Origin of the sequence: Bradyrhizobium sp. CCBAU 11386, assembly GCF_028128955.1 — a bacterium.
In the GTDB taxonomy this organism is placed as follows: Bacteria; Pseudomonadota; Alphaproteobacteria; order Rhizobiales; family Xanthobacteraceae; genus Bradyrhizobium.
The window spans coordinates 39,957-61,014 of the sequence record NZ_LBKA01000243.1 but is presented as its reverse complement, the minus strand read 5'-3'; the positions used below and the strand labels follow the sequence as shown (position 1 = coordinate 61,014).

Below are 21,058 nucleotides of genomic sequence, written 5' to 3'. Positions count from 1 at the left end.
GTTTTCTTGACGCGAACCGGTATCCACTTCGCTCGAAAACGCTCTAGGCCGGCTTCACGCCTGCGACGACGCCGGTGGGCTCCTCGCTGAGCCAGCGATAGATCACCCCGCCAAGCGCGCCGCCGATCAGTGGCGCGACCCAGAACAGCCAGAGCTGCGCCAGCGCCCAGCCGCCGACGAACAGCGCGGGGCCCGTGCTGCGCGCCGGGTTCACCGACGTGTTGGTGACGGGAATGCTGACGAGATGGATCATCACCAGCGCGAGCCCGATCGCGAGCGGCGCGAAGCCCGCGGGCGCGCGGCCGTGAGTTGCGCCCATGATGACGAACAGGAACATCATGGTCATCACCACCTCCGTGATGAAGCAGACCATCATGCTGTACTGGCCGGGCGAATGCGCATCGTACCCGTTCGACGCGAAGCCCTTGGTGACGTCGAAGCCTGGGGCGCCGCTGGCAATGACGTAGAGCAGTTCGGCGGCAACGATCGCACCGCAGACCTGCGCGATCACGTAAGGCAGGATCTGGCCGGCCGGAAAGCGCCCGCCGGCGGCAAGGCCGACCGTGACGGCCGGATTGAGATGACAGCCCGAGATGTGACCGATCGCGTAGGCCATGGTGACGACGCTTAAGCCGAAAGCCAGGGACACGCCGACCAGGCCGATTCCGACCTGCGGGAAGCCGGCCGCGATCACCGCGCTGCCACAACCTGCGAATGTGAGCCAGAAGGTGCCGATGGCCTCGGCAGCATATTTTTTCATATCCATGTGTCGTCCCCTCATTTCAAAGTTTCCGGAACAAAGCTCCGGTCGCAGCCCCGTCAAAGACGCCAAATCTCCCAAATCGGGGCCGCACAGAGGTCTTTTCGCCTTATTTAATGGCTGAACTTGGCCCGAAACCCCGCTTGGCAGGTGGACATCCAGGGTTTTGTCTGATACATCCGCGCGCTCAAGGCTAAGGGCTTGCGCGTTTTGCCATCCCCTTTGACTTACCAGAATTCAAATCCTGTCCACTGAAGAGGATGCCGCGTGCAGGTTCTCGTTCGCGATAACAATGTCGATCAAGCCCTCAAGGCGCTGAAGAAGAAGATGCAGCGCGAGGGTATTTTCCGCGAGATGAAGCTCCGCGGTCACTACGAAAAGCCCTCCGAGAAGAAGGCCCGCGAAAAGGCCGAAGCCGTGCGCCGCGCGCGCAAGCTGGCCCGCAAGAAGCTCCAGCGTGAAGGCCTGCTGCCGATGAAGCCGAAGCCGGTGTTCGGCGCTGGCCCCGGTGGTGAGCGCGGCGGCCGTGGTGGCCCGGGTGCAGGTCCGCGCGGACCGCGCTGATTTGCCGAATTTGTAAGACCTCAGTTTTCGATAACGCGGGCCGCTGGCCCGCGTTATTGTTTGTGAGCGGTGCCTTTCTGGGACGGGGCACTACCGATGCGGCACCGGCGCGAGCGAACCGTAGATGGCCTCCCCTTTCCCCGAGCGTGGCTTGGCGCGACTGCGCCAGATCTGGCGACAGCCGTTCGCGCTGGCCTTGATGGGGATCGCATTGTGCGGCTGCTCCTTCGATCTGGGATCGCTGATGCCGGAGAAGGACAAGCCGCAGGAGGCCCCCAAGGCGGCGGTCGCCACGGAGAGCGCGGTCAGCCCCGGCAACGTCACTGAGGCCCAGGCCCACACCGCAAAGGCCCAGACCCTGGCCAAGTCAGGCGAGACGGCAGCGGCGCTGGACGAATTCAATCGCGCGGTCGGGCTGGATCCCTACAACGCACAGGCGCTCTATGGCCGCGCGCTGATCTACCAGGGTAATAACCAGCACGATTTCGCCATCGCCGATTTCACCGCCGCGAGCGGGCTCAACCCGCAAAAGGCCGAGCCGCTGCTCGGCCGCGCCATCAGCCATCTCGCCCTCGGCAAGATCAAGGAGGCTGCGGCCGATCTCGACGAGGCTTCCGAGGCCGATCCGCACAATGCCCAGGTCTGGACCGCGCGGGGGCAGGCCTATGAGCGGCTGGGCGACAAGGCCAAGGCGGCGGCCTCCTACACCAAGGCGGTCACGCTTCGTCCACGCGACGATGCCGCCCGCAGCGGCCTCGCCCGCGTCGGCGGCTGACAGTGCGGCGCAAGGGCCGTCCTAGTCGGGGGTGGCGCTCTTCGGCAGAACGGCGTGGAACATCGACTTGACGCCGGACAGCATCTCGTCGGCGACATTGGTCTTCTTCGGCCGCGGCATGGACGCACCGGCATCGACGCGCAGATCGAGCGGAGGTGCGATCACCGGCACGGGAATATCAGCCGGCGGCGTCAGCCGATTCGGGTCGTCGTTGCCGACCGAGGCCGTGTAGGACGGGCCGGGCTGCGACGACGGGCTGTTGGCATAGGTCTCGGCCGGCGGCGTCGACACCGTGATCGGCGGCGGCAGCGGGCGCAGAGCCGACGGCGGCGCGGTCACGACGCGCGGGGCTTCCTGGACACGAGGAGCCGCTTCCGGTCCGCGGGCGGCTTCCTGCACCACCGGCTCAGGCGATTTCTCGGACGACCTGGTCTCGGCAGACTTACCCTCAGCAGACTTGCCCTCGGGCGACTTGCGCAGGCGCTCGATCGCAGCTCGCACGAGATCGTTGGCGTCGGGGGTTGCAGCCGGAGCGGCCGCAGCCGGCGCCGAATTGGCCTCGACCACCGGGGCGGCGGGAGCGGGAGCCGTGGCGGCCGCAGTGGACTTGGCAGCCGCCTTCTCGCGCGTGGCGGGCCGGCCGCGCGGGCTGGCGGGGGCGGTCTCGGCAGGAGCCACGTCCGCGGCCTTGGTCTCGGCGGCCGGCTGATCGGCGGCCTTCTCGGCTGCCGGCTTGTCCGTCACGCTCTTTTCCGAGATGCCCTTGGCCTTGACGCCGGGCGCCGGCAGGTTGGCAACGCCGGCGGGCTTGCCGTTCTTGCCGGCCTCGGCAGGCGCCACCACGGCCGCAGGGGTATCGGCCGCCGGCTTGGCGTTGATGTAGTGATTAACGATGTACGCCCCGATGATCGTCGCGAGCACCGAGGGGAAAATATCCATCGAAATTTTAGCGAGGTATTTCAGCATTTCTCGGCCACTCCCCGCGCGATCTGATGCGGGAACTTTAGGGCATTGTAAGGGATCAACTGCGACGGATCGATGGCAAACGGTAACGCCGGACTTACGGCTTCAGCTCGATCTCAAGGAACACGATCTCAGTTGAGGTTTCGTTAAGTACGTCGTGTTGGACGCCGGCCTTGCGGAAGTAGGATTTTCCGGTCGCAAGCTGCGCCTTGGAACGCTCGCCGCCGGGTGCCACGATGGTCATTTCGCCGGCAACGACGGGAACAATCACATAGTCCATCCCGTGGGTGTGGTGCCCGGTCGCGCTGCCCGGGGCGAGCCGCCATTCGGTCACCCGGACCTCTTCGTTGTCGATCTGAACCTCGGACCTGGCGGCAAGCATCGGAACTCTCCTGGAGAATCGCTTCAGGGCACGAAAACCATGAACACGTAGACGGCAAATACCACCATATGGACCAGCCCGAACAGGACATTGGTCCTGCCAGTGCCGAAGGTCAGCATGCTCAAAAAGAAGGTCAGGAGCAAAAGGACGCTGCCCTGGCCGCTGAGGCCGAGTTCGAGCTCCTTGTCGAAGGCGTATGTGGCGATGCCGACGGCCGGGATGGTGAGACCGATGGTCGCGAGCGAGGAGCCCAGCGCCAGGTTGATGCTCTTCTGGAGATCGTTCTTGCGGGCCGCCGCAATGGCCGAGACACCTTCGGGCATCAGGATCAGGAGCGCGACCAGCAGACCGGCGAAGGCCGGTGGCGCGCCGATCCTGGCGGCCACGGCATCGACCACGAGCGAGAACTTCTTGGCCAATAGCACGACTGCCAGCAGCGAGACCAGGAGCAGCCCCACGGTGAGCGCAAGCGCCCCGACCGACAGGTGCGCCTCGCCGCCCTCGCCCTCCGCCCGTTCATGAACGAAGTAATCCTTGTGCAGGACGGTCTGGGTGTAGAGAAACACCGCATAGAGCGCGAGCGTCACCACATCGACGAAGCCGAGCTGAACCGCCGAATAGACCGGACCCGGCGTGGTGGTCGTGTAATTCGGCATGATCAGCGTGATGGTCGCGAGCGCGAACAGGACGCTGAGATAGACGTTGGCCCCGGAGAGCTGAAACCCCTGCTCGCGATAGCGCAGGCCGCCGATAAGGATGCAGAGCCCGACGAGGCCGTTGCAGACGATCATGACCACGGCGAACACGGTGTCGCGCGCCAGTTCCGGCGCCGGCTTGTCGCCCAGCATGATCGTGGTGATCAGGGCCACCTCGATGATCGTCACCGAGAGCGTCAGCACCAGCGTGCCATAGGGCTCGCCGACCCGTTCGGCGATCACTTCGGCATGATGAACGGCGGCAAACACCGTGCCGAACAGGATGACCAGAAGGACGATGGCGAAGACGAGCCCGCCCAGCGAGAGCGTGAAGACGTAGCCCGTCGCACTGACGGCTGCGAACATCAGCACGGCCAGCGCCGGAAAGATCCAGGCCGACCGTGGCATCGGATTATGCGCGCTCATCCACCGGCTCCAATTGTCAGCCGAGCAGTAGCAAGTCGGCAGATTCAATGCCAGTGCAGGAACGGCGCGACCGGCAGCACGGTCAGCAGCAGGAACAGCGGGATCAGCACGGCGCCTGCGCGCAGGAAATAGCCGAAGAAGCTCGGCATCTCGACGCCATTCTCGCTGGCGATGCTGGCGACCATGAAGTTCGGCGCATTGCCGATATAGGTGAGCGCCCCCATGTAGACCGCGCCCATCGAGATGGACGCGAGCGTGCCCGAGAGTGCATGCATCAGCACCTGGGGGTCGCCGCCGGCGAGCTCGAAGAACAGCAGGTAGGTCGGCGCATTGTCGAGGAACGCCGACATCATGCCCGTGAACCAGAAATAGGCGACCTCGCGCGGCGTTCCGTCCGGTGCCGTGACGGCGGACAAAAGCCAGGCGAAGGCGCCGTGATGCCCCGCATCGAGCATGGCAATGACCGGGATGATGGCGACAAAGATGCCCGCGAACAGCTTTGCGACTTCGCGGATCGGCTCCCAGGTGAAGCCGTTGGCCAGCCTGTGCTCGTCCGGCGTCAGCCACACCGACAGGGCGGCAATGGCGAGCAGCGCCACGTTGCGGGCGATGTCTTCCAGCTCCAGCTTCGTTCCGAGAATGTCGAAGGCTATGCCGGGCTTCCACATCGCGGAGGCCAGCAGGCTCGCGACGATGGCTGCGATCAGCACGAGGTTGATGAGGCCGCGAATCCGCAGCGGCTTCGCGGGGCCAGCGTCTCCCTGCACCGGCTCGCTGCGGAAGCGCCAGACGTCGATGACGACGAAGATCGCGAGCAACATTCCGGCAACGATCGTCGTCTGCAGCCAGATGGTCCGGGTGGTCCAGAAGAAGTCGACGCCATGCAGGAAGCCGACGAACAGCGGGGGATCGCCGAGCGGGCTCAACGCGCCGCCGACGTTGGCCACCAGGATGATGAAGAAGACCACGACATGGGCGTTGTGGCGCCGCGGCCGGTTGGCGCGGATCAGCGGACGGATCAGGATCATGGCGGCACCCGTGGTGCCGACGATGCTCGCCATGAGCGTGCCGAGCGCGAGGATGCCGGTATTGGCCGACGGCGTAGGCTTGATGTCGCCCGTGATGAGAATGCCACCCGCCACGACATAGAGCGAGAACAGCAGCACGATGAAGCCGAGATATTCGGCGAGCATGGCATGGACGAGTGCGGCCAGCGTCGCCATGCCTCCTGCGAGCCAGACCAGCGAGCCGAGTGCCAGCAGCGACCAGGCCGCGGCGATCTTGCCGTAATGGTGGTGCCAGAATTTTGCAAACAGCAGCGGCCCGAGCGCGATCGACAGCAGAAGGCCGGCAAAGGGCAGCGCATAGGGCCAGCGCATCGCCGCGCCGTCGAGCCCGGCCGCCGCCCATGCGGGCTGCGGCAGCAGCGCCAGGATCGCGGCGATGGGCACGCCGCCGCGCAGCATCACCAGCCGTCTAGGAAGCAATGAAGCGCCTCGCTGTTTCGATCGCACCGAAGGAATCAAGATCGTCGTGTCCACCGCCCGCAAAGCGAACGAACTGCTTCGGTTCATGCGCGAGCGCGAACAGACGCTCTCCGAACACGATCGAAATGGCAAGGTCGTTGGTGCCATGCATCACCAATAGCGGCACCGTGACGCGCGCAATCCGCTCGTCGGAGCGAAACTGATCGCGCATCAGAAGGCGAACGGGAACGAAGCGGTACAGCGAGGCGGCGACATCGACCGCCGACGTGTACGGCGCCTCCAGGATCAGTTTGCGGACCGGATGTTCGGAGGCGATGGCGACCGCGACGCCCGTGCCGAGCGAAAAGCCCCAGGCGACGATTCGTTCCGCCGCGTAGCGCGCCGTCATGAAGGCGTAGGCGGCCGCGGCATCGCGCAGCAGGCCCTCTTCGCTCGGCGCGCCGGAGGAGCCGGCATAGCCGCGATAGGACAGCGCGACGAGGCCGGTGCCGTCTGCCGTCATCGCCTTGAAGCGGCTGACACAGCCGACGAGAGAATCACCATTGCCAGGGAAATACAGGATCACGGGGCGGCCGGGCCTGGCCGGCACGTGCCAGACGATGACCTTCTCGCCATCGGACGTGGTCAGGACATGCTCTTCAGCCTCGGGCAGGCCTGCGGCATCCGGCGCGGTGCGGCTGACGGGCGGGATCGGAAACAGCATCTCGCGCTGCCGGACATACAGCACGACGAGACCGGCGCAATAGACGGCCGCGAGCAGGATGGCGATCCATTTGACGATGGTCATGATGATGCGGCCGGTCTCCGGCTCAGGGCTTGCGCCGGCTCCGCAGCAATTTCATGACGTCGAGCCGGATGCTCGCGGCAACCCCGCACGCCGCCGCATGCACGGCGTGCCATCTGACGCGCTGCTCGCGCGCTACATCGCCTTGACGATGTTCTCGGTGACCTTCTTGGCGTCGCCGAGCAGCATCATGGTGTTGTCGCGATAGAACAGCGGATTGTCGATGCCGGCATAGCCCGAGGCGAGCGATCGCTTGATGAACATCACGGTGCCGGCCTTCCAAACCTGGAGCACCGGCATGCCGTAGATCGGCGAGGTCTTGTCCTCTTCCGCGGCCGGGTTGGTGACGTCGTTGGCGCCGATCACGAAGGCGATGTCGGCCTGCGCGAACTCGGAGTTGATGTCCTCGAGCTCGAACACCTCGTCATAGGGCACGTTGGCTTCGGCCAGCAGCACGTTCATGTGGCCGGGCATGCGGCCGGCCACGGGGTGAATGGCGTATTTCACCTCGACGCCTTCCTTCTTCAGCACGTCGGCCATTTCGCGCAGCGCGTGCTGGGCCTGCGCCACCGCCATGCCGTAGCCCGGCACGATGATGACCTTGGAGGCGTTCTTCATGATGAAGGCGGCATCGTCCGCCGAGCCGAGCTTGGCGGGCTTCTGCTCGCCTGTCGCCCCGCCGGCCGCGGCGGTCTCGCCACCGAAGCCGCCGAGGATGACCGATATGAAGGACCGGTTCATCGCGTGGCACATGATGTAGGACAGGATCGCGCCCGAGGAGCCGACCAGCGCGCCGGTGATGATCAGCGCGGAGTTGCCGAGGGTGAAGCCGATGCCGGCCGCGGCCCAGCCGGAATAGGAGTTCAGCATCGAGATCACGACCGGCATGTCGGCACCGCCGATCGGGATGATCATGAGCACGCCGAGCGCCAGCGCCAGGATGGTGATCATCCAGAAGTCGAATGCGCTGCCGGTCAGGACGAGACCGACGATGAAGAACACCAGCGCCACGGCGAGCGCGATGTTGATGATGTGGCGGAACGGCAGGATGATCGGTGCGCCGCTCATTCGCGCGGACAGCTTGAGGAACGCGATCACCGAACCGGTGAAGGTCAGCGCGCCGATGGCGACGCCGAGCGACATCTCGACCAGGCTCTGCGCATGGATGTTGCCGGGCGTGCCGATGTCGAAGGCCTCGGGCGCGTAGAACGCGCCGGCGGCGACCAGCACCGCGGCCATGCCGACCAGCGAGTGGAAGGCGGCAACCAGTTCCGGCATCGAGGTCATCGGCACGCGGCGGGCGATGACGGCGCCGACCGAGCCGCCGATGGCGATACCGAGGATCACGAGGATCCAGGCCACGCCGTCGGCCGGCGGATGGCTTGCCAGCGTGGTGGCGACCGCGATCGCCATGCCGATCATGCCGAAGAAATTACCCTGGCGTGACGTCGCCGGGCTGGACAACCCGCGCAGCGACAGGATGAACAACACACCCGCCACAAGGTAAAGAACTGCTGCCAGATTGGCGTTCATCTCAGGTCCCCTTTGTCTTCGTCACCCCGAGGTGCACGCCGCTTACTTTACCTTCTTCTTGTACATCGCCAGCATGCGCTGGGTGACAAGGAAGCCGCCGAAGATGTTCACGCAGGCGAAGATCAGCGCGATGAAGCCGAAGCCACGTGCCCATCCCGAACCGCTCGAGATCATGCCGACGCCGACGGCGAGCAGCGCGCCGACCACGATCACCGAGGAGATCGCGTTGGTCACGCTCATCAGCGGCGTATGCAATGCCGGTGTCACCGACCACACCACGAAATAGCCGACGAAGACGGCGAGAACGAAAATCGACAGCCGGAAGACGAAGGGGTCGACGACCTGTGCAACATGCTCCATGGCGGCTCTCCTTAAGCCCGATTAAGATGACTTGGGCTGGAAGTTCGGGTGGATGACGGCACCGTCCTTGGTCAGCGCGGTGGCCTTGACGAGTTCGTCGTCCCAGTTCACGGCGAGCTTCTTCTCCTTCTTGTCGACCATGGTCTCGATGAAGGAGAACAGATTGCGCGCGTAAAGGCTGGAGGCCGAGGCCGCGACGCGGCCTGCGACATTGGTGTAGCCGACGATCTTGATGCCATCGAGGTCGACGACCTCGCCGGCCTTGGCCCCTTCGACATTGCCGCCGCGCTCGACGGCGAGATCGACCAGCACCGAGCCGGGCTTCATCGACTTGACCATCTCGCCCGAGACGAGCTTCGGCGCCGGCCGGCCCGGAATCAGCGCCGTGGTGATCACGATGTCCTGCTTCTTGATGTGCTCGGCGGTGAGCGCGGCCTGCTTGGCCTGGTATTCCTTGGACATTTCCTTGGCGTAGCCGCCGGCGGTCTGCGCGTTCTTGAACTCCTCGTCCTCGACGGCGAGGAATTTTGCGCCGAGCGATTCGACCTGCTCCTTCGTCGCGGGCCGCACGTCGGTCGCGGTGACGACGGCGCCGAGACGGCGCGCGGTCGCGATCGCCTGGAGACCGGCGACGCCGACGCCCATCACGAACACCTTGGCAGCGGGCACGGTGCCGGCCGCGGTCATCATCATCGGGAAGGCGCGGCCGAAGGCTTCGGCGCCCTCGATCACGGCACGGTAGCCGGCGAGATTGGCCTGCGAGGACAGCACGTCCATCGCCTGCGCGCGCGTGATGCGCGGCATCAATTCCATCGCGAAGGCGGAAACGCCGGCATCGGCCATCGCCTTCAGCGCGGCGTCGTTACCGTAAGGATCCATGATGGCGATGACGAGCGCCCCGCGCTTGTACTGCGCAAGCTCCGACGCCTCGGGGCGCTTCACCTTGATGATGATGTCGGCGTCCTTCAACGCATCGGCGCTGACGGTGGCGCCGACCGCGGTGAACTCGGAATCCGGCAGCCCCGATTTGAGGCCGGCGCCCGGCTCGACGGCGATCTCGGCGCCGAGCGCTTTGAACTTCTTCACCGTATCAGGCGAAGCGGCGACGCGCGGCTCCGACGGATCGATTTCCTTGGCAACGGCGATCTTCATAGGCCCTCCGGCGACGCGGGAAAAAGCGCGCACGCGAACTTAGCGTTACTCCCGCAACGTTGGATACCGGTTTTCAATCCGGCTTGAATGCAAATTTTATGGGCACCGACGACGCTGGCGGTGCGGCAGACGATGGATCAGGTGAGGAAGATCGCCATCAGGATCACGATGAGCGCGACCGAGGCCGTGCCGTATTTCACCAGCTTGATGAAGCCCTCATAGGTCTGCTCGTGGGCAACGTAGTCGTTGCCGTCGGCAGTGGTGTACGCCACTTCGCTATGGTCAGCCATGGATTGTCCCCAGTCGAAAGTCGAATTCCCGGCTGGCAATAGCGCAAACCGCCGGGCAGGGCAACGGCAGGCAGGCGCGGTTTTCCTGCAAATCACGTCATTTGGAATTCCGATTGCCGGGAATCCGGCTCTGGCGCAGCTCAGCCCTGGTCGATCATCGTAGTGGCGGCGCTCGCGGTCGGTCGCCGGGGTTCCGGAAGACCGAGCGCCTCGCGGACCGCGTCGATCGCCTTCTCGCCCGCCTCGGTAAATCGCGCCATGCGCGGATCCGTGCCGGGACCCACCGCGACGGAATGGTCGCCGGCCAGGAAACCATGGGTCATGTGGAACCCCAGCGCACGATAGACCTCGAACTGCTCCTCCGAGAAGAACTGATCGCCGGTGGTCTCGTGGGGGAAGGTGTCGTTACGCCGCGCATAGTCGCGGATGTAGTCGTTCTCGTCGCGGGAGAGCGAGGACTTGATATAGACGAGATAGCCCTTGTCATCGCCGCCATAGTCGATGACGCCGATCGCCACGTGAACATGGTCCTTCGCGGCATCGTCCGATGTATCAGGGGATGCTTGTGCGGACTTCCTGGCATTCTCCGCCATGATGGCGCGCGTGCGGTCGCGGATCGGCGTCCAGGGCAGATCGATCCGGACCCCGAGGTCGATGCGGGCATAGCGCTGGAGCTTCATCAGCGAGGAGAAATTCATCGGCGCGTCGGCTTCCGCGTCGACCGCGACGATCACCTTGCAGCGCCGGCGGAGCAGTTCGTAGACGCCGAGATTTTCGATGTGGCCGCCGTCGGTGAGATAGACGCCGTCACTGTTCTCGTAGAGACGGCCCGAGATTTCCGACCACAGGAACAGCGGCGTGGAGCGGCGCTGCGGCCGGGCGGTGGCCCCGACATAGCGCGGGTTGCTCAGCCAGTAGCCCAGCCGCACGTTCAACAGCGCCAGCGTCGGCGTCAGCGCCTTGATCGAGTTCGAACCCATGTTCGACGACGCCGCCGCCCCCGAGATCGCCATGGCGGTGGCGAGGTCGAGGCTTTGCTCCAGACGCTCGACCGCCGCGGTCCTGGCGTAGCGCGTCGCTTCGCTGCCGACATAGAGCGGCGAGAAGACGAAGAAGTCCGCATTGCGACCGCGCCGGTTGGCGAAGTCCGACCCCTGGATGTTGAGCGCCGTGTTGATGAGATGATAGGGCGCCCGCAGCTTCGGCGCGGCCGGCCGATCGTTCGTCGTGGCACCGTCGTCCGCGGCTACGAAGAGCTCGCTCAACTTCATGCGATCGAGCGGCTTGAAATCGCGCCCCTGGTCGAGGCTCGCCTCGGCGCGTGCGATATTGCCGTCTGCCGAGCGGCCGGGGTCGAACAGGAAAGCCTTGCTCAGCCGATCGCGGTACAGGCGATGCAGTGAATTCGCATTCGGCGTCAGGGACCAGGAGATCGCAAACAGCAGCATGCCGACGAGCGTGTACAGGATCACCACGGGCAGGGTGTGCGCGTAGCCGGAGCCTCGATCCGTCCAATCGAATTGTCTTGCGACATTGCCCGCGGCAAATCCGAGCCAGGCCGGAACGTGGGATACCGGCGTCAACCAGTCCGTCGTCGCCGTCGTTGCGGCGGCCTTTGGCGTGATCTCGGCCGTGAAGGTGCCGGCGGCAGCGTCGAACTCGATCTTGCCCGACAAGTTTCCCGACGCGGGCACGGTCGATTTGTTGGCGGCGAGACAGCCTTTCTGCGCAATTGCGGTCAGGGGCGCCTGACATTTTTCGATCGGATCGTTGGCGATGCCCCAATAGGACAGATAGAGATAGGCGACCCAGATGATCAGCGGCAGCGCCAATCCCGCGATCCACAGCGCGATCTTGGCGATGATCGCGAGCACCAGCGAGCCCCATTGCGAAGATACGCTGTTGCCCTTCAGGAATTCGGCGAATTGCTGCCTGAAGGCAGTGACGAATATGCCGATTGGCGCGGCAATCGCGGCGAGCGATTTGATCCAGGTGACGGCGACGCCGCCGACCGGCCCGCCGATCGTGTTGCTGTCGACGACATCGAACATCTGCAACAGCATGAAGGGCTGGAACTCGAAGAACGCGATCACGGCAAGCAGCACCAGGAAGGTCGCGCCGGCCGTCGGCCAATGCGAGCGAAACTCCTGGCGGTTCTCGGGACTTGCCATTGACTGCTTGAGCGCCCAGCCGAAGAACAGGCCGGTGCCGATGATCGCCGTTGCCAGCGTCAGCGCGAAATTCCTGATCTGAAGGACGCGGGCGAAGTCGCACGCGATGCCGAGCAGGAACGCAATGCCCGCGGCATAGGTCAGGAAGACGGTCGGGCCGATGCCCCGCTCCGCGCGTGAGCGCAGATAGGCAATTCCGCCGCAGGCAAGCAGCACCAGCGCAACGATCGCGCCGATGGCGGCGAAGCCGAAACGGTCGGCGATCCAGCCGAAATGGTGCAGCTCACATTGCGGCGAAGCGCCGTCGGCAAGATCGACACCGAAGAAGTTCGCGACGGTCAGGCAGCTCCGCAGCGGCGTCGACCAGATGGTGACGGCGGCGAGCAGCAGCACGGCCGGCAGCGTCAGCCCGATATTGGCGATCAGGCCGCGCGCCACGATCGCAATCCCGGTCAGGAGATCGCGGAAGCCGGCCGGGACCAGGTAGTTGGAATAGTTCCTGATGTGCCCGACCGACGGCGTATCGCTGATCTCGCTGGCGGTCACGGTTTCGCCGGCCGGCCGCTCGCCGAACACGAAACGCCCTGTCACCGTCATGGTCGTGCTGAGCGAGGTGCCGATGTAGCCGCCGCCCGATACCGTAGAGAGATAATCGATCCGCCTGATCAAATCGTGGTGGTTCAGCGCCTGGAGCACGCCGAGACACATGGCCGAGGAGCGGATGCCGCCGCCGGACAAGGCGAGCCCGACGACGTCGAGCATCTGGCAGGCGACGATGCCGTCGGGGTCGAGTTGCCGGGCTTCCTCGCGGCGCGTGTTGATGGCCTCGATCTCGTCGCGAACGATCTGCTGATGCTTCTCGCACCAGGGCGTTTCCTCCTCGAAGGCTGCGGCGTTCCGCGCTGCTCCAGGTCGCGGGACCTGTCCCTGATCGGGCATACGAGCCTCCCCCGAGCAATAAATAGCAATCGGCAATCAGCGGTTGAAAAAGTCAATCAAGTATCTACAGGATTAGTCTTGCCTCTGGTTCGAACGTTCAATGCCGGCGAGCAGGATCTCGAGGCCAGTCTCGAACGTCGCGTCAAAATGCGCAGGCTGAAAATACGGCGCAGCGGCCGCAAGATGCTTGAAGTTCGTGGCGATCGTTTCGTCCGGGACCGGTTCCGCCGAGGAAGGACCGCGGGCGTAGCCCGCCGTCTCATCAAGTGCCGCGCCCGTGAGGTAATAGCCGAGTTCCCGAAAATAGATGGCCGCCTCGCGGTCGGAAAAGCCGGCGTCGCGCAGGATGCCGATGATGCCATCGATATAGGCAACGCCGGCAGGCGTGTTGAGCCGATGCACCGCGAAGAACGGGAAGAACGCAGGGTGCTTCAGCGCCATGGCGCGGAAGCCGTGGGCGGCCCGGCGCAGGCGCTCGCGCCAGTCCCATTGCGGCTCCATCGCAACCTGCGCCTCCGCAAGCATCAGGTCCACAAGCGCATCCATCAGGTGCGCCTTGCTCGGGAAGTGATGATAGATGCTCATGGCCTCGCAGCCGAGCTCCTCACCGAGCCTGCGCGTCGAGAATTGGGCCAACCCATCGCGATCGACCAGCGCCATCGCGACGGCCGCAATCCGCCCGCGCGACAGTCCTCGGCCCCCGTGGCCCGCGGCGCGGCGCTTGCGCGGCGCAGGCGGAGCTTTCCGGCGCGCCCTGGCTTTCTTGATCATGACATCCGAATCGAACCCGCTTGCAACCTTACACCGAAAGGCTGTATTGTGAAGCAAAGCTTACACTGTAAGGTTGGAGCTGAGGCGATGTCTGCGATTGACCTGTTCAGCCTGCTGGTGCCCGTGACCTATCTCGTGATGCTCGGAATCGAGCGTCTGATCCCGGCGCGGCAATTCCCGGATATTCCCTATTGGCGGCTCAGGGGCTTCTGCTTCCTGACGGTGCAGGGCCTGCTTGCCACGTTGACCCCATTGCTGATCCCGGAAGCCTGGCTGGAGCGGCACAGGCTGATAGACCTCACCGGCCTTGGCGTCGCCGGCGGCGCGGTGCTCGGTTATGCCGTGCTGTCGCTCGTCAATTACGGCTGGCACCGCAGCGCCCACACCTTCCCGCTGATGTGGCGTCTATTCCACCAGATCCATCACAGCCCGCAGCGCATGGACATGTCGGGCGCGGCGCTCTTCCATCCGCTGGAGACGATCGCGTTCTTTGCGATCGCATCCGTGGTCACGACGCTGGTGCTCGGGCTCGATCCGGTCGCAGCCGCCGCGACCGGCTACATCGCCGCCTTCTACGGATACTTCCAACACATGAATGTGCACGCCGCAATGGCTCGGCTTCATCATCCAGCGGCCGGAGGCGCATTGCATCCATCACCAGCGTGACGTGCACGCCTTCAACTATGGCGACCTGCCGATCTGGGACATGCTGCTCGGCACCTTTCGCAATCCGGCGAGCTTCGAGGGCGCGGTCGGCTTCGACAAGCCGGCGACCGACCGGTTTGGCGCGATGCTCGCCTTCGCCGACGTGAACGAACCTGCGGCCGGGCAGAATAGCCTCGGCCGCAGGGCCAACCCGACCAGCTAGCGCGAAGCGTCCGCGCCGCTCAGCCCATCGCCTCCAGCTCGTCGATCATGCCGGCAATGACGCTGAGGCCGCCGTCCCAGAATTTGGGGTCCTTGGCATCGAGCCCGAACGGCCGCAGCAGCTCGGAATAGTGCTTGGTGCCGCCGGCGGCGAGCATGTCGAGATAACGCTCGGCAAAGCCCTCGGCCGCGTTCTCGTAGACCGCGTAGAGCGAGTTCACGAGACAATCGCCGAAGGCATAGGCATAGACGTAGAACGGCGAATGGATGAAGTGCGGGATGTACATCCAGTAGTTCTCGTAGCCGGCCTTGATCTCGATCGCCGGCCCCAGGCTCTCACCCTGCACCGACAGCCAGATCTCGCCGAGCCGCGTCGCGGTGAGCTCGCCGTTCTTGCGCTCGGTGTGGACCGCGCGCTCGAAGGAATAGAAGGCGATCTGCCGGACGACGGTGTTGATCATGTCCTCCACCTTGCCGGCGAGCAGCGCCTGGCGCTGCTTGGCGCTCTTGGTCTGCGCCAAGAGCCGCCTGAAGGTCAGCATCTCGCCGAACACGCTCGCGGTCTCCGCCAGCGTCAGCGGCGTCGGCGCCATCAGCGCGCCGTTCTTGGCCGCCAGCACCTGATGCACGCCATGGCCGAGCTCATGCGCGAGCGTCATCACGTCGCGCGGCTTGCCCTGGTAGTTCATCAGCACATAGGGGTGCGCCGACGGCGTTGTGGGATGCGAGAACGCGCCCGGCGCCTTGCCCGGACGCACCGGCGCGTCGATCCAGCGGTCGGTGAAGAAGCGCTCGGCGATGTCGGCCATCTCAGGCGAGAAGCCACGATAGGCCGTCAGCACCATGTTGCGCGCGTCAGGCCAGCCGATGACGTCGGTCGCCGCAAACGGCAGCGGCGCGTTGCGGTCCCAATAGGCCAGCCGCTTCTTGCCGAACCACTTCGCCTTCAGCGCGTAATAGCGATGCGACAGCCTTGGATAGGCCGCGCGCACCGAGGCGACCAGCGCATCCACCACCTCGCGCTCGACGCGGTTGTTGAGGTGGCGGGAATCCGCGACGTCCTTGAAGCCGCGCCAACGGTCGGAGATGTCCTTGTCCTTGGCCAGCGTATTGGTGATCAGCGCGAAGGTGCGCTCATTGGCCTTGAAGGTCTTCGCCAGCGCCTCTGCCGCGCTCTTGCGCTTGGCGCCGTCGCGGTCCTGCAACAAAGTGAGCGTCGGCTCGATCGCCAGCTCCTTGGCTCCAACCTTGAAGCGCAGGCCGGAGATGGTCTGGTCGAACAGCCGATTGAAGGCGGAATAGCCGGTCTGCGCCTTCTCCAGGAAGAGCTGCTCGAGCTTGTCGTCGAGCTGATAGGGCTTCTCCTTGCGCAGATCCTCGATCCAGGGACGGTAATAAGCCAGCTCCGGCGCCTGCATCGCGCGGGTCAACAAATCGTCATCGACACGGTTGAGCTCGAGCGCGAAGAACAGAAGATGGGTGGACGCCGCCGTCAGCCGCTCGGAGACATCGCCGTAAAACTTTGAAATCTTGGGATCAACGCTGTCGCCGGCATGGACGAGGCCGGCATAGGAGCCGAGACGGCCGGCGAGATCGTCGATCGCCTCATAGCGTCGCACGGCCTCGGCGAGCCATTTTCCGCCATCTTCGTTTGCTGTCCCTGTCGCGAGCTTGCCCTTGTAGTCGGTCTCGAACGCGACGCAATCGGCATCCATCCTTTCGAGATCGCGCGCCACTTCCGGCGCGTCGATCCCGGAATAGAGATCGGCGAGGTTCCATTCAGGAAGCCTGCCGGTCTTGCTCGCAGGCTTGGCAAGTGAAGATTTGGAGGGCTTTGCCTTGACGATGGATTTCTTGGCGGCGGATGTCCTGGTGCTCGGCTTGCGGAGAGCGGGTTTGCTGGGAGCGGGCTTCTTCAAGGCAGATTTGGAGCGCGAAGTCATTCTGTGGGAAACCTGTGTTCAACAATCGCGACGGCGGGCGGGGGCATCAAGGTTTAAGAGTGTGTTAATCGGCTTCGGCCAGAGTGCCCCGATTCGAGACAGATAGTAGTAGCGTGCGGGGAACACCATGGCTGCCAGTATTTTGATCGCCGACGACGACGCTGTAGCCCGCCGGCTGATCGAGAACATGGTGCAGAAATGCGGCTATGAAACGATCGTGGTGGAGTCCGGAGACGCCGCGATCGCCGCCCTCACCGCCCCCGATGCACCTGCTATCGACGGCGTCATCCTCGATCTCGTGATGCCCGGCCTCGACGGCATGGGCGTGCTGGCGAAGATCCGCGAAGCCGGCCTCAGCGTGCCCGTCATCGTGCAGACCGCCCATGGCGGCATCGACAACGTGATCTCGGCGATGCGCGCAGGTGCTGCCGATTTCGTGGTCAAGCCGGTCGGCATGGAGCGGCTCCAGGTCTCGCTTCGCAACGCGCTCAACGCGTCCGCGCTCAAGGGTGAATTGCAGCGCATCCGTCACAGCCGCGAGGGCCGGCTGACCTTCTCCGACATCATCACCCGCGCCGAGGCGATGGCCGGCGTGATGCGCACCGCGCAGAAGGCGGCGAACTCCTCGATCCCCGTGCTGATCGAGGGCGAGTCCGGCGTCGGCAAGGAGATGTTCGCGCGCGCCATCCATGGCAGCGGCGAGCGCAAGGCCAAGCCGTTCGTCGCGGTCAATTGCGGCGCGATCCCCGACAACCTCGTCGAGTCCATCCTGTTCGGCCACGAGAAGGGCGCCTTCACCGGCGCCACCGAACGGCATACGGGCAAGTTCGTCGAGGCCCATGGCGGCACGCTGTTTCTGGACGAGGTCAGCGAGCTGCCGCTGGCTGCGCAGGTCAAGCTGCTGCGCGCGCTCCAGGAAGGCGCGGTCGAGGCCGTCGGCGGGCGCAAGCCCGTGAAGGTCGACGTCCGCATCATCTCGGCAACCAACCGCAGGCTGCTGGAGCGGGTGAAGCAGGGACACTTCCGCGAAGACCTGTTCTATCGCCTGCACGTGCTGCCGCTGACGATCCCCTCGCTGCGGACCCGGCGCGAGGACATCCCGCATCTGCTCCGGCATTTCCTGGCGCGCTTTGCCGCCGAGGAGAACCGCCCCATCACCGGCATCAGCGGCGAGGCCGTGGCGCATCTCGCCCAGCTCGACTGGCCCGGCAACATCCGCCAGCTCGAAAATGCGGTGTACCGCGCCGTGGTGATGAGCGAGGGCGACCAGCTTGGCCTTGGCGACTTCCCCCTGCTGGCCTCGCAGCCGCATCCCGCGACCGAGATTCCGACCGCGCCGCTGATGCTCGAACCGATCGCAGCGCCTTCGGTCGTGTCGTCGGGTAGCGAAATACCGATTGCGCCGCTCCCCTCGGCGGGAACTCTTCCCATGCTGACCGCGACCGGCGACGTCCGCCCACTGGAGGACATGGAGAACGAGATCATCCGCTTCGCGATCTCGCATTATCGCGGGCAGATGTCCGAGGTCGCCCGCCGCCTCAAAATCGGCCGGTCCACGCTCTACCGAAAACTCGACGAGGCCGGGGTTCCCGGACATGGCGGGAAAAGCGGTGAGGAGACGCACTGAGCCTCATGCGAACGGAGGTTCGCGCGACGGCGCGGTGACGCTGTAAGCCGTTCGCATGACGACAGAATTCGACTGCGATTTGAACCGTGACTTGGAAGTGACAGACAGAGGGAAAAGCGTGTGGCCAAGGCCCACAATCCGTTGCCAAGAGGCTCCCTTGAAGTCAGTTTGTCGTGAGTTGTCCCGGGTAGCGCTGGCTGCAAAATCGGGGCCTGTATATCGTCTGCGTATGAATCGTTGCGTGCAGGCGTGCAACTTTCGAGAGGCCGGCGCGGTTTAGCCGAAACTCAATTAGGCGATAACGAAGCTGTTCCACGAGGGACAGTTCACCCGAGGGGTGCGACACAATGCGTGACTGTTTGAACCACCGTGCAGGCTTCGACCGTGTCTTGATGACGGTCGCGGCAACCTTCCTCACGGTGTCGGCCAGCTCAGCCCTGGCGCAGGATCAGGTGCGCAGCAGCGCCGCCGAGCTGGCGATCGAAGCCGCGATCCCGCGTCCCGAGCCCGCCAACGTTCCGCCCCCGACCGCGTCCGACATCAAGCTCGACACCACCGCCACGGTCCAGGACCCCGCGAAGGAGCCGGCCAAGGAACCCGTGAAGGCCGAAGCGGCTCCCGCGCCGGACAAGGTTGAGACGAAGCCGTCCGACGTCGCCACGACGCCCGCCACTGAGGCGCCGAAGAGCGAGACGGCTAAAACGGAACCCGCGAAGACCGAGCCCGCCAAGGCCGACACTGCGACGACCACGCCGGCTGCGCCTGCGGCTCCCGCCACCGCAGCGGCTCCTGCCGCCGAGCCGGTCAAGGCTGCGAGCAGCGTGCCCGCCGCCGACCAGCCCGTCGCCGACAAGCTGAAAGATATCATCGGCGCCAAGACCTCGCGCCATTTCGACCGCAAGAACGAACGCGCGGCGATCGAGAAGTTCTACGGCGCCCGCGACTTCGCGCCGGTGTGGACGCAAGCAGGCAGCCTGACCGCCGCGGCCAAGGGCGTGATCGCGCGGCTGAAGGATGCAGCCTCCGACGGCCTCAATCCGGCCGACTATCCGGTGCCGGATTTCGCCGCCGCCACGACCCCCGATGCGCTCGCCGACGCCGAGCTCAAGCTCACCGCCAGCATGTTCGACTATGCACGCCAGGCGCAGAGCGGCCGCATGCACTGGTCGCAGGTCAGCGCCGACATCCTCTATCCCGAGCACCCGGTCGACCCGAGCGAGGTGCTCGCCAAGGTCACGACCGCGGCTGACGCCTCCGCGGCGCTCGACAGCTACAACCCGCCGCAGAAGCTCTACAAGGAACTGAAGGCGAAGCTCGCGGAGCTCCGCGGCCAGGGCAGCGGCCCGGTGATCGAGATCGCTGACGGTCCGGCGCTGAAATACACCCCGGCCGGCAAGAAGCAGGCTGAAATCGTCGTTGAGGATCCGCGCGTGCCGCAGCTCCGCACCAAGCTCGGCATCACCGAGAATGCGAGCGACACCCGCTATGACGCCACGGTCGCCGAAGCCGTACGAAAATTCCAGAACAGCGCCGAGCTCAAGGCGACCGGCATCCTCGACGACAAGACGGTCAAGGCGCTCAACACCCCCAAGCGCGACAAGCAGATCGACGTCGTGCTGGTGAACATGGAGCGCTGGCGCTGGCTGCCGCGCGACCTCGGCGCGCCCTCGCTGGGCGATGCCTATGTCATCCTCAACATTCCCGACTACACGCTGAAGGTGATGCAGCGCGGCCAGCAGGTCTGGACCACCCGCGTCGTCACCGGCAAGCCGGGCCAGCACGCGACGCCCCTGCTCACCGAGACGATGAAGTACATCACGGTCAACCCGACCTGGAACGTGCCGCCGTCGATCGTCTACAACGAGTACCTGCCGGCGCTTCAGCAGGACCCGACCGTGCTTCAGCGCATGGGCCTCAAGCTCGAACAGAACCGCGACGGCTCGGTGCACATCTCGCAGCCGCCGGGTGAAGCCAACGCGCTCGGCCGCATCCGCTTCAACTTCCCGAACAAGTTCCTGGTCTATCAGCACGACACGCCGGACAAGAACCTGTTTGCGAGGGAAGACCGCGCCTTCAGCCATGGCTGCATGCGCGTGCAGAACCCGGATCAGTACGCCTCCGTTCTGCTCAACATCGCCATGCCGAACGAGAAGTACACGCCGGAGCGCGTGCGCAGCATGTACGGCAAGAGCGAGATCGACCTGAAATTCCCGACCCCGATTCCGGTCAACATCACCTATCAGACCGCGTTCGTGGACGATGGCGGCAAGCTGCAATTCCGCAAGGACGTCTATGGCCGCGACGCGACCATGATCAACATCCTGAAGAACAGTCGCGGCAAAGACCTCGAGAATATCGTCGCGCACTCCCAGCCGAGCTATTCGCGCCCGGCGACGACGCTGCCCTCCGGCGTGGCGGTGGCCAACAATGGCGGCGGCTTCGGCTCGTCCGGTCCGAACTTCTTCGAGCGGCTGTTCGGCGCCCCGACCCCACCGCCGGCTCCGGTCGGCCGCCGGCCGCAGCGGGTATTTACCCGCTGAGCCCGGCCCGGCCTCTTGTTTCCTGAAAT

19 protein-coding genes are annotated in these 21,058 nt (G+C 65.0%); 6 read left to right on the top strand and 13 right to left on the bottom strand.

Annotated features, from left to right (window positions below; genetic code table 11):
• Positions 1-43: 43 nt before the first annotated feature.
• Positions 44-766, bottom strand: coding sequence for an aquaporin Z (aqpZ, locus tag XI09_RS28035; RefSeq protein WP_092186859.1), 723 nt, complete (start codon positions 764-766; stop codon positions 44-46).
• A 261-nt stretch (positions 767-1,027) separates the two neighbouring features.
• Here aqpZ and rpsU point away from each other — a divergent pair, with 261 nt between their 5' ends.
• Both rpsU and XI09_RS28025 read left to right on the top strand, forming a co-directional pair.
• Complete coding sequence (gene rpsU / locus XI09_RS28030; RefSeq protein WP_027545547.1) at positions 1,028-1,324, top strand: 30S ribosomal protein S21; 297 nt, start codon at positions 1,028-1,030, stop codon at positions 1,322-1,324.
• Positions 1,325-1,448: 124 nt separating this feature from the next.
• Positions 1,449-2,099, top strand: a complete 651-nt coding sequence (locus XI09_RS28025) for a tetratricopeptide repeat protein (RefSeq protein ID WP_271569713.1) — start codon at positions 1,449-1,451, stop codon at positions 2,097-2,099.
• 21 nt (positions 2,100-2,120) lie between these two features.
• Here the strand turns inward: XI09_RS28025 and XI09_RS28020 are convergent, their stop codons facing one another.
• The 11 genes from XI09_RS28020 to XI09_RS27970 form a co-directional block, all read right to left on the bottom strand.
• Positions 2,121-3,065, bottom strand: coding sequence for a hypothetical protein (locus XI09_RS28020; protein ID WP_271569712.1), 945 nt, complete (start codon positions 3,063-3,065; stop codon positions 2,121-2,123).
• Positions 3,066-3,159: 94 nt separating this feature from the next.
• A complete protein-coding gene (locus XI09_RS28015; protein WP_271569711.1) occupies positions 3,160-3,444 on the bottom strand; it encodes a cupin domain-containing protein in 285 nt (94 codons plus the stop codon).
• 23 nt (positions 3,445-3,467) lie between these two features.
• A complete protein-coding gene (locus tag XI09_RS28010) occupies positions 3,468-4,565 on the bottom strand; it encodes a calcium:proton antiporter (RefSeq protein WP_271569710.1) in 1,098 nt (365 codons plus the stop codon).
• A 44-nt stretch (positions 4,566-4,609) separates the two neighbouring features.
• Positions 4,610-6,052 (bottom strand): sodium:proton antiporter, encoded by a 1,443-nt coding sequence (locus XI09_RS28005; protein ID WP_271569709.1) that lies wholly within the window; start codon positions 6,050-6,052, stop codon positions 4,610-4,612.
• On the bottom strand, positions 6,042-6,839 hold the full coding sequence (locus XI09_RS28000) for an alpha/beta hydrolase (RefSeq protein WP_271569708.1): 798 nt from the start codon (positions 6,837-6,839) through the stop codon (positions 6,042-6,044). The genes XI09_RS28005 and XI09_RS28000 overlap by 11 nt, the downstream gene beginning before the upstream one ends.
• Before the next feature lie 132 nt (positions 6,840-6,971).
• Positions 6,972-8,369 carry an NAD(P)(+) transhydrogenase (Re/Si-specific) subunit beta gene (locus XI09_RS27995; RefSeq protein ID WP_271569707.1) on the bottom strand — a complete coding sequence of 466 codons (1,398 nt, stop codon included), beginning with the start codon at positions 8,367-8,369 and terminating at the stop codon, positions 6,972-6,974.
• 42 nt (positions 8,370-8,411) lie between these two features.
• Complete coding sequence (locus XI09_RS27990; RefSeq protein ID WP_018453812.1) at positions 8,412-8,729, bottom strand: proton-translocating transhydrogenase family protein; 318 nt, start codon at positions 8,727-8,729, stop codon at positions 8,412-8,414.
• Between the two features lie 21 nt (positions 8,730-8,750).
• Positions 8,751-9,881 (bottom strand): Re/Si-specific NAD(P)(+) transhydrogenase subunit alpha, encoded by a 1,131-nt coding sequence (locus XI09_RS27985; RefSeq protein WP_271569706.1) that lies wholly within the window; start codon positions 9,879-9,881, stop codon positions 8,751-8,753.
• 137 nt (positions 9,882-10,018) lie between these two features.
• The gene (locus tag XI09_RS27980) at positions 10,019-10,171 is read right to left on the bottom strand and encodes an aa3-type cytochrome c oxidase subunit IV (RefSeq protein ID WP_008136857.1); all 153 of its coding nucleotides are present in this window, start codon (positions 10,169-10,171) and stop codon (positions 10,019-10,021) included.
• Between the two features lie 140 nt (positions 10,172-10,311).
• On the bottom strand, positions 10,312-13,281 hold the full coding sequence (locus XI09_RS27975) for a patatin-like phospholipase family protein (RefSeq protein ID WP_271569705.1): 2,970 nt from the start codon (positions 13,279-13,281) through the stop codon (positions 10,312-10,314).
• A 72-nt stretch (positions 13,282-13,353) separates the two neighbouring features.
• Positions 13,354-14,052, bottom strand: coding sequence for a TetR/AcrR family transcriptional regulator (locus XI09_RS27970; RefSeq protein ID WP_271569704.1), 699 nt, complete (start codon positions 14,050-14,052; stop codon positions 13,354-13,356).
• 87 nt (positions 14,053-14,139) lie between these two features.
• On the opposite strand from XI09_RS27970, the gene XI09_RS27965 reads away from it, so the two are divergent.
• Positions 14,140-14,718 carry a sterol desaturase family protein gene (locus XI09_RS27965; protein ID WP_271569703.1) on the top strand — a complete coding sequence of 193 codons (579 nt, stop codon included), beginning with the start codon at positions 14,140-14,142 and terminating at the stop codon, positions 14,716-14,718.
• Positions 14,648-14,920: a sterol desaturase family protein gene (locus XI09_RS27960; protein ID WP_271569754.1), complete on the top strand. Its 273-nt coding sequence runs from the start codon at positions 14,648-14,650 to the stop codon at positions 14,918-14,920. The genes XI09_RS27965 and XI09_RS27960 overlap by 71 nt, the downstream gene beginning before the upstream one ends.
• A gap of 19 nt (positions 14,921-14,939) precedes the next feature.
• On the opposite strand, the gene XI09_RS27955 is transcribed toward XI09_RS27960, so the two are convergent.
• On the bottom strand, positions 14,940-16,862 hold the full coding sequence (locus tag XI09_RS27955) for a M3 family oligoendopeptidase (protein ID WP_271569702.1): 1,923 nt from the start codon (positions 16,860-16,862) through the stop codon (positions 14,940-14,942).
• A 127-nt stretch (positions 16,863-16,989) separates the two neighbouring features.
• Between XI09_RS27955 and XI09_RS27950 the strand changes: the two genes are divergently transcribed.
• Together XI09_RS27950 and XI09_RS27945 are read left to right on the top strand one after the other, a co-directional pair.
• Positions 16,990-18,489, top strand: coding sequence for a sigma-54-dependent transcriptional regulator (locus tag XI09_RS27950; RefSeq protein ID WP_271569701.1), 1,500 nt, complete (start codon positions 16,990-16,992; stop codon positions 18,487-18,489).
• A 347-nt stretch (positions 18,490-18,836) separates the two neighbouring features.
• Entirely contained in the window at positions 18,837-21,029 is a 2,193-nt protein-coding gene (locus tag XI09_RS27945; protein ID WP_271569700.1) for a L,D-transpeptidase family protein, read from the top strand.
• Positions 21,030-21,058 lie beyond the last annotated feature (29 nt).

Bases quoted from the DNA above. Each gene is read 5' to 3' on its own strand.
- aqpZ (WP_092186859.1), bottom strand. From the start codon at position 766: ATGGATATGAAAAAATATGCTGCCGAGGCCATCGGCACCTTCTGGCTC.
- XI09_RS28025 (WP_271569713.1), top strand. From the start codon at position 1,449: ATGGCCTCCCCTTTCCCCGAGCGTGGCTTGGCGCGACTGCGCCAGATC.
- XI09_RS28020 (WP_271569712.1), bottom strand. From the start codon at position 3,065: ATGCTGAAATACCTCGCTAAAATTTCGATGGATATTTTCCCCTCGGTG.
- XI09_RS28015 (WP_271569711.1), bottom strand. From the start codon at position 3,444: ATGCTTGCCGCCAGGTCCGAGGTTCAGATCGACAACGAAGAGGTCCGG.
- XI09_RS28010 (WP_271569710.1), bottom strand. From the start codon at position 4,565: ATGAGCGCGCATAATCCGATGCCACGGTCGGCCTGGATCTTTCCGGCG.
- XI09_RS28000 (WP_271569708.1), bottom strand. From the start codon at position 6,839: ATGACCATCGTCAAATGGATCGCCATCCTGCTCGCGGCCGTCTATTGC.
- XI09_RS27995 (WP_271569707.1), bottom strand. From the start codon at position 8,369: ATGAACGCCAATCTGGCAGCAGTTCTTTACCTTGTGGCGGGTGTGTTG.
- XI09_RS27990 (WP_018453812.1), bottom strand. From the start codon at position 8,729: ATGGAGCATGTTGCACAGGTCGTCGACCCCTTCGTCTTCCGGCTGTCG.
- XI09_RS27985 (WP_271569706.1), bottom strand. From the start codon at position 9,881: ATGAAGATCGCCGTTGCCAAGGAAATCGATCCGTCGGAGCCGCGCGTC.
- XI09_RS27980 (WP_008136857.1), bottom strand. From the start codon at position 10,171: ATGGCTGACCATAGCGAAGTGGCGTACACCACTGCCGACGGCAACGAC.
- XI09_RS27975 (WP_271569705.1), bottom strand. From the start codon at position 13,281: ATGCCCGATCAGGGACAGGTCCCGCGACCTGGAGCAGCGCGGAACGCC.
- XI09_RS27970 (WP_271569704.1), bottom strand. From the start codon at position 14,052: ATGATCAAGAAAGCCAGGGCGCGCCGGAAAGCTCCGCCTGCGCCGCGC.
- XI09_RS27965 (WP_271569703.1), top strand. From the start codon at position 14,140: ATGTCTGCGATTGACCTGTTCAGCCTGCTGGTGCCCGTGACCTATCTC.
- XI09_RS27960 (WP_271569754.1), top strand. From the start codon at position 14,648: ATGTGCACGCCGCAATGGCTCGGCTTCATCATCCAGCGGCCGGAGGCG.
- XI09_RS27955 (WP_271569702.1), bottom strand. From the start codon at position 16,862: ATGACTTCGCGCTCCAAATCTGCCTTGAAGAAGCCCGCTCCCAGCAAA.
- XI09_RS27950 (WP_271569701.1), top strand. From the start codon at position 16,990: ATGGCTGCCAGTATTTTGATCGCCGACGACGACGCTGTAGCCCGCCGG.
- XI09_RS27945 (WP_271569700.1), top strand. From the start codon at position 18,837: ATGCGTGACTGTTTGAACCACCGTGCAGGCTTCGACCGTGTCTTGATG.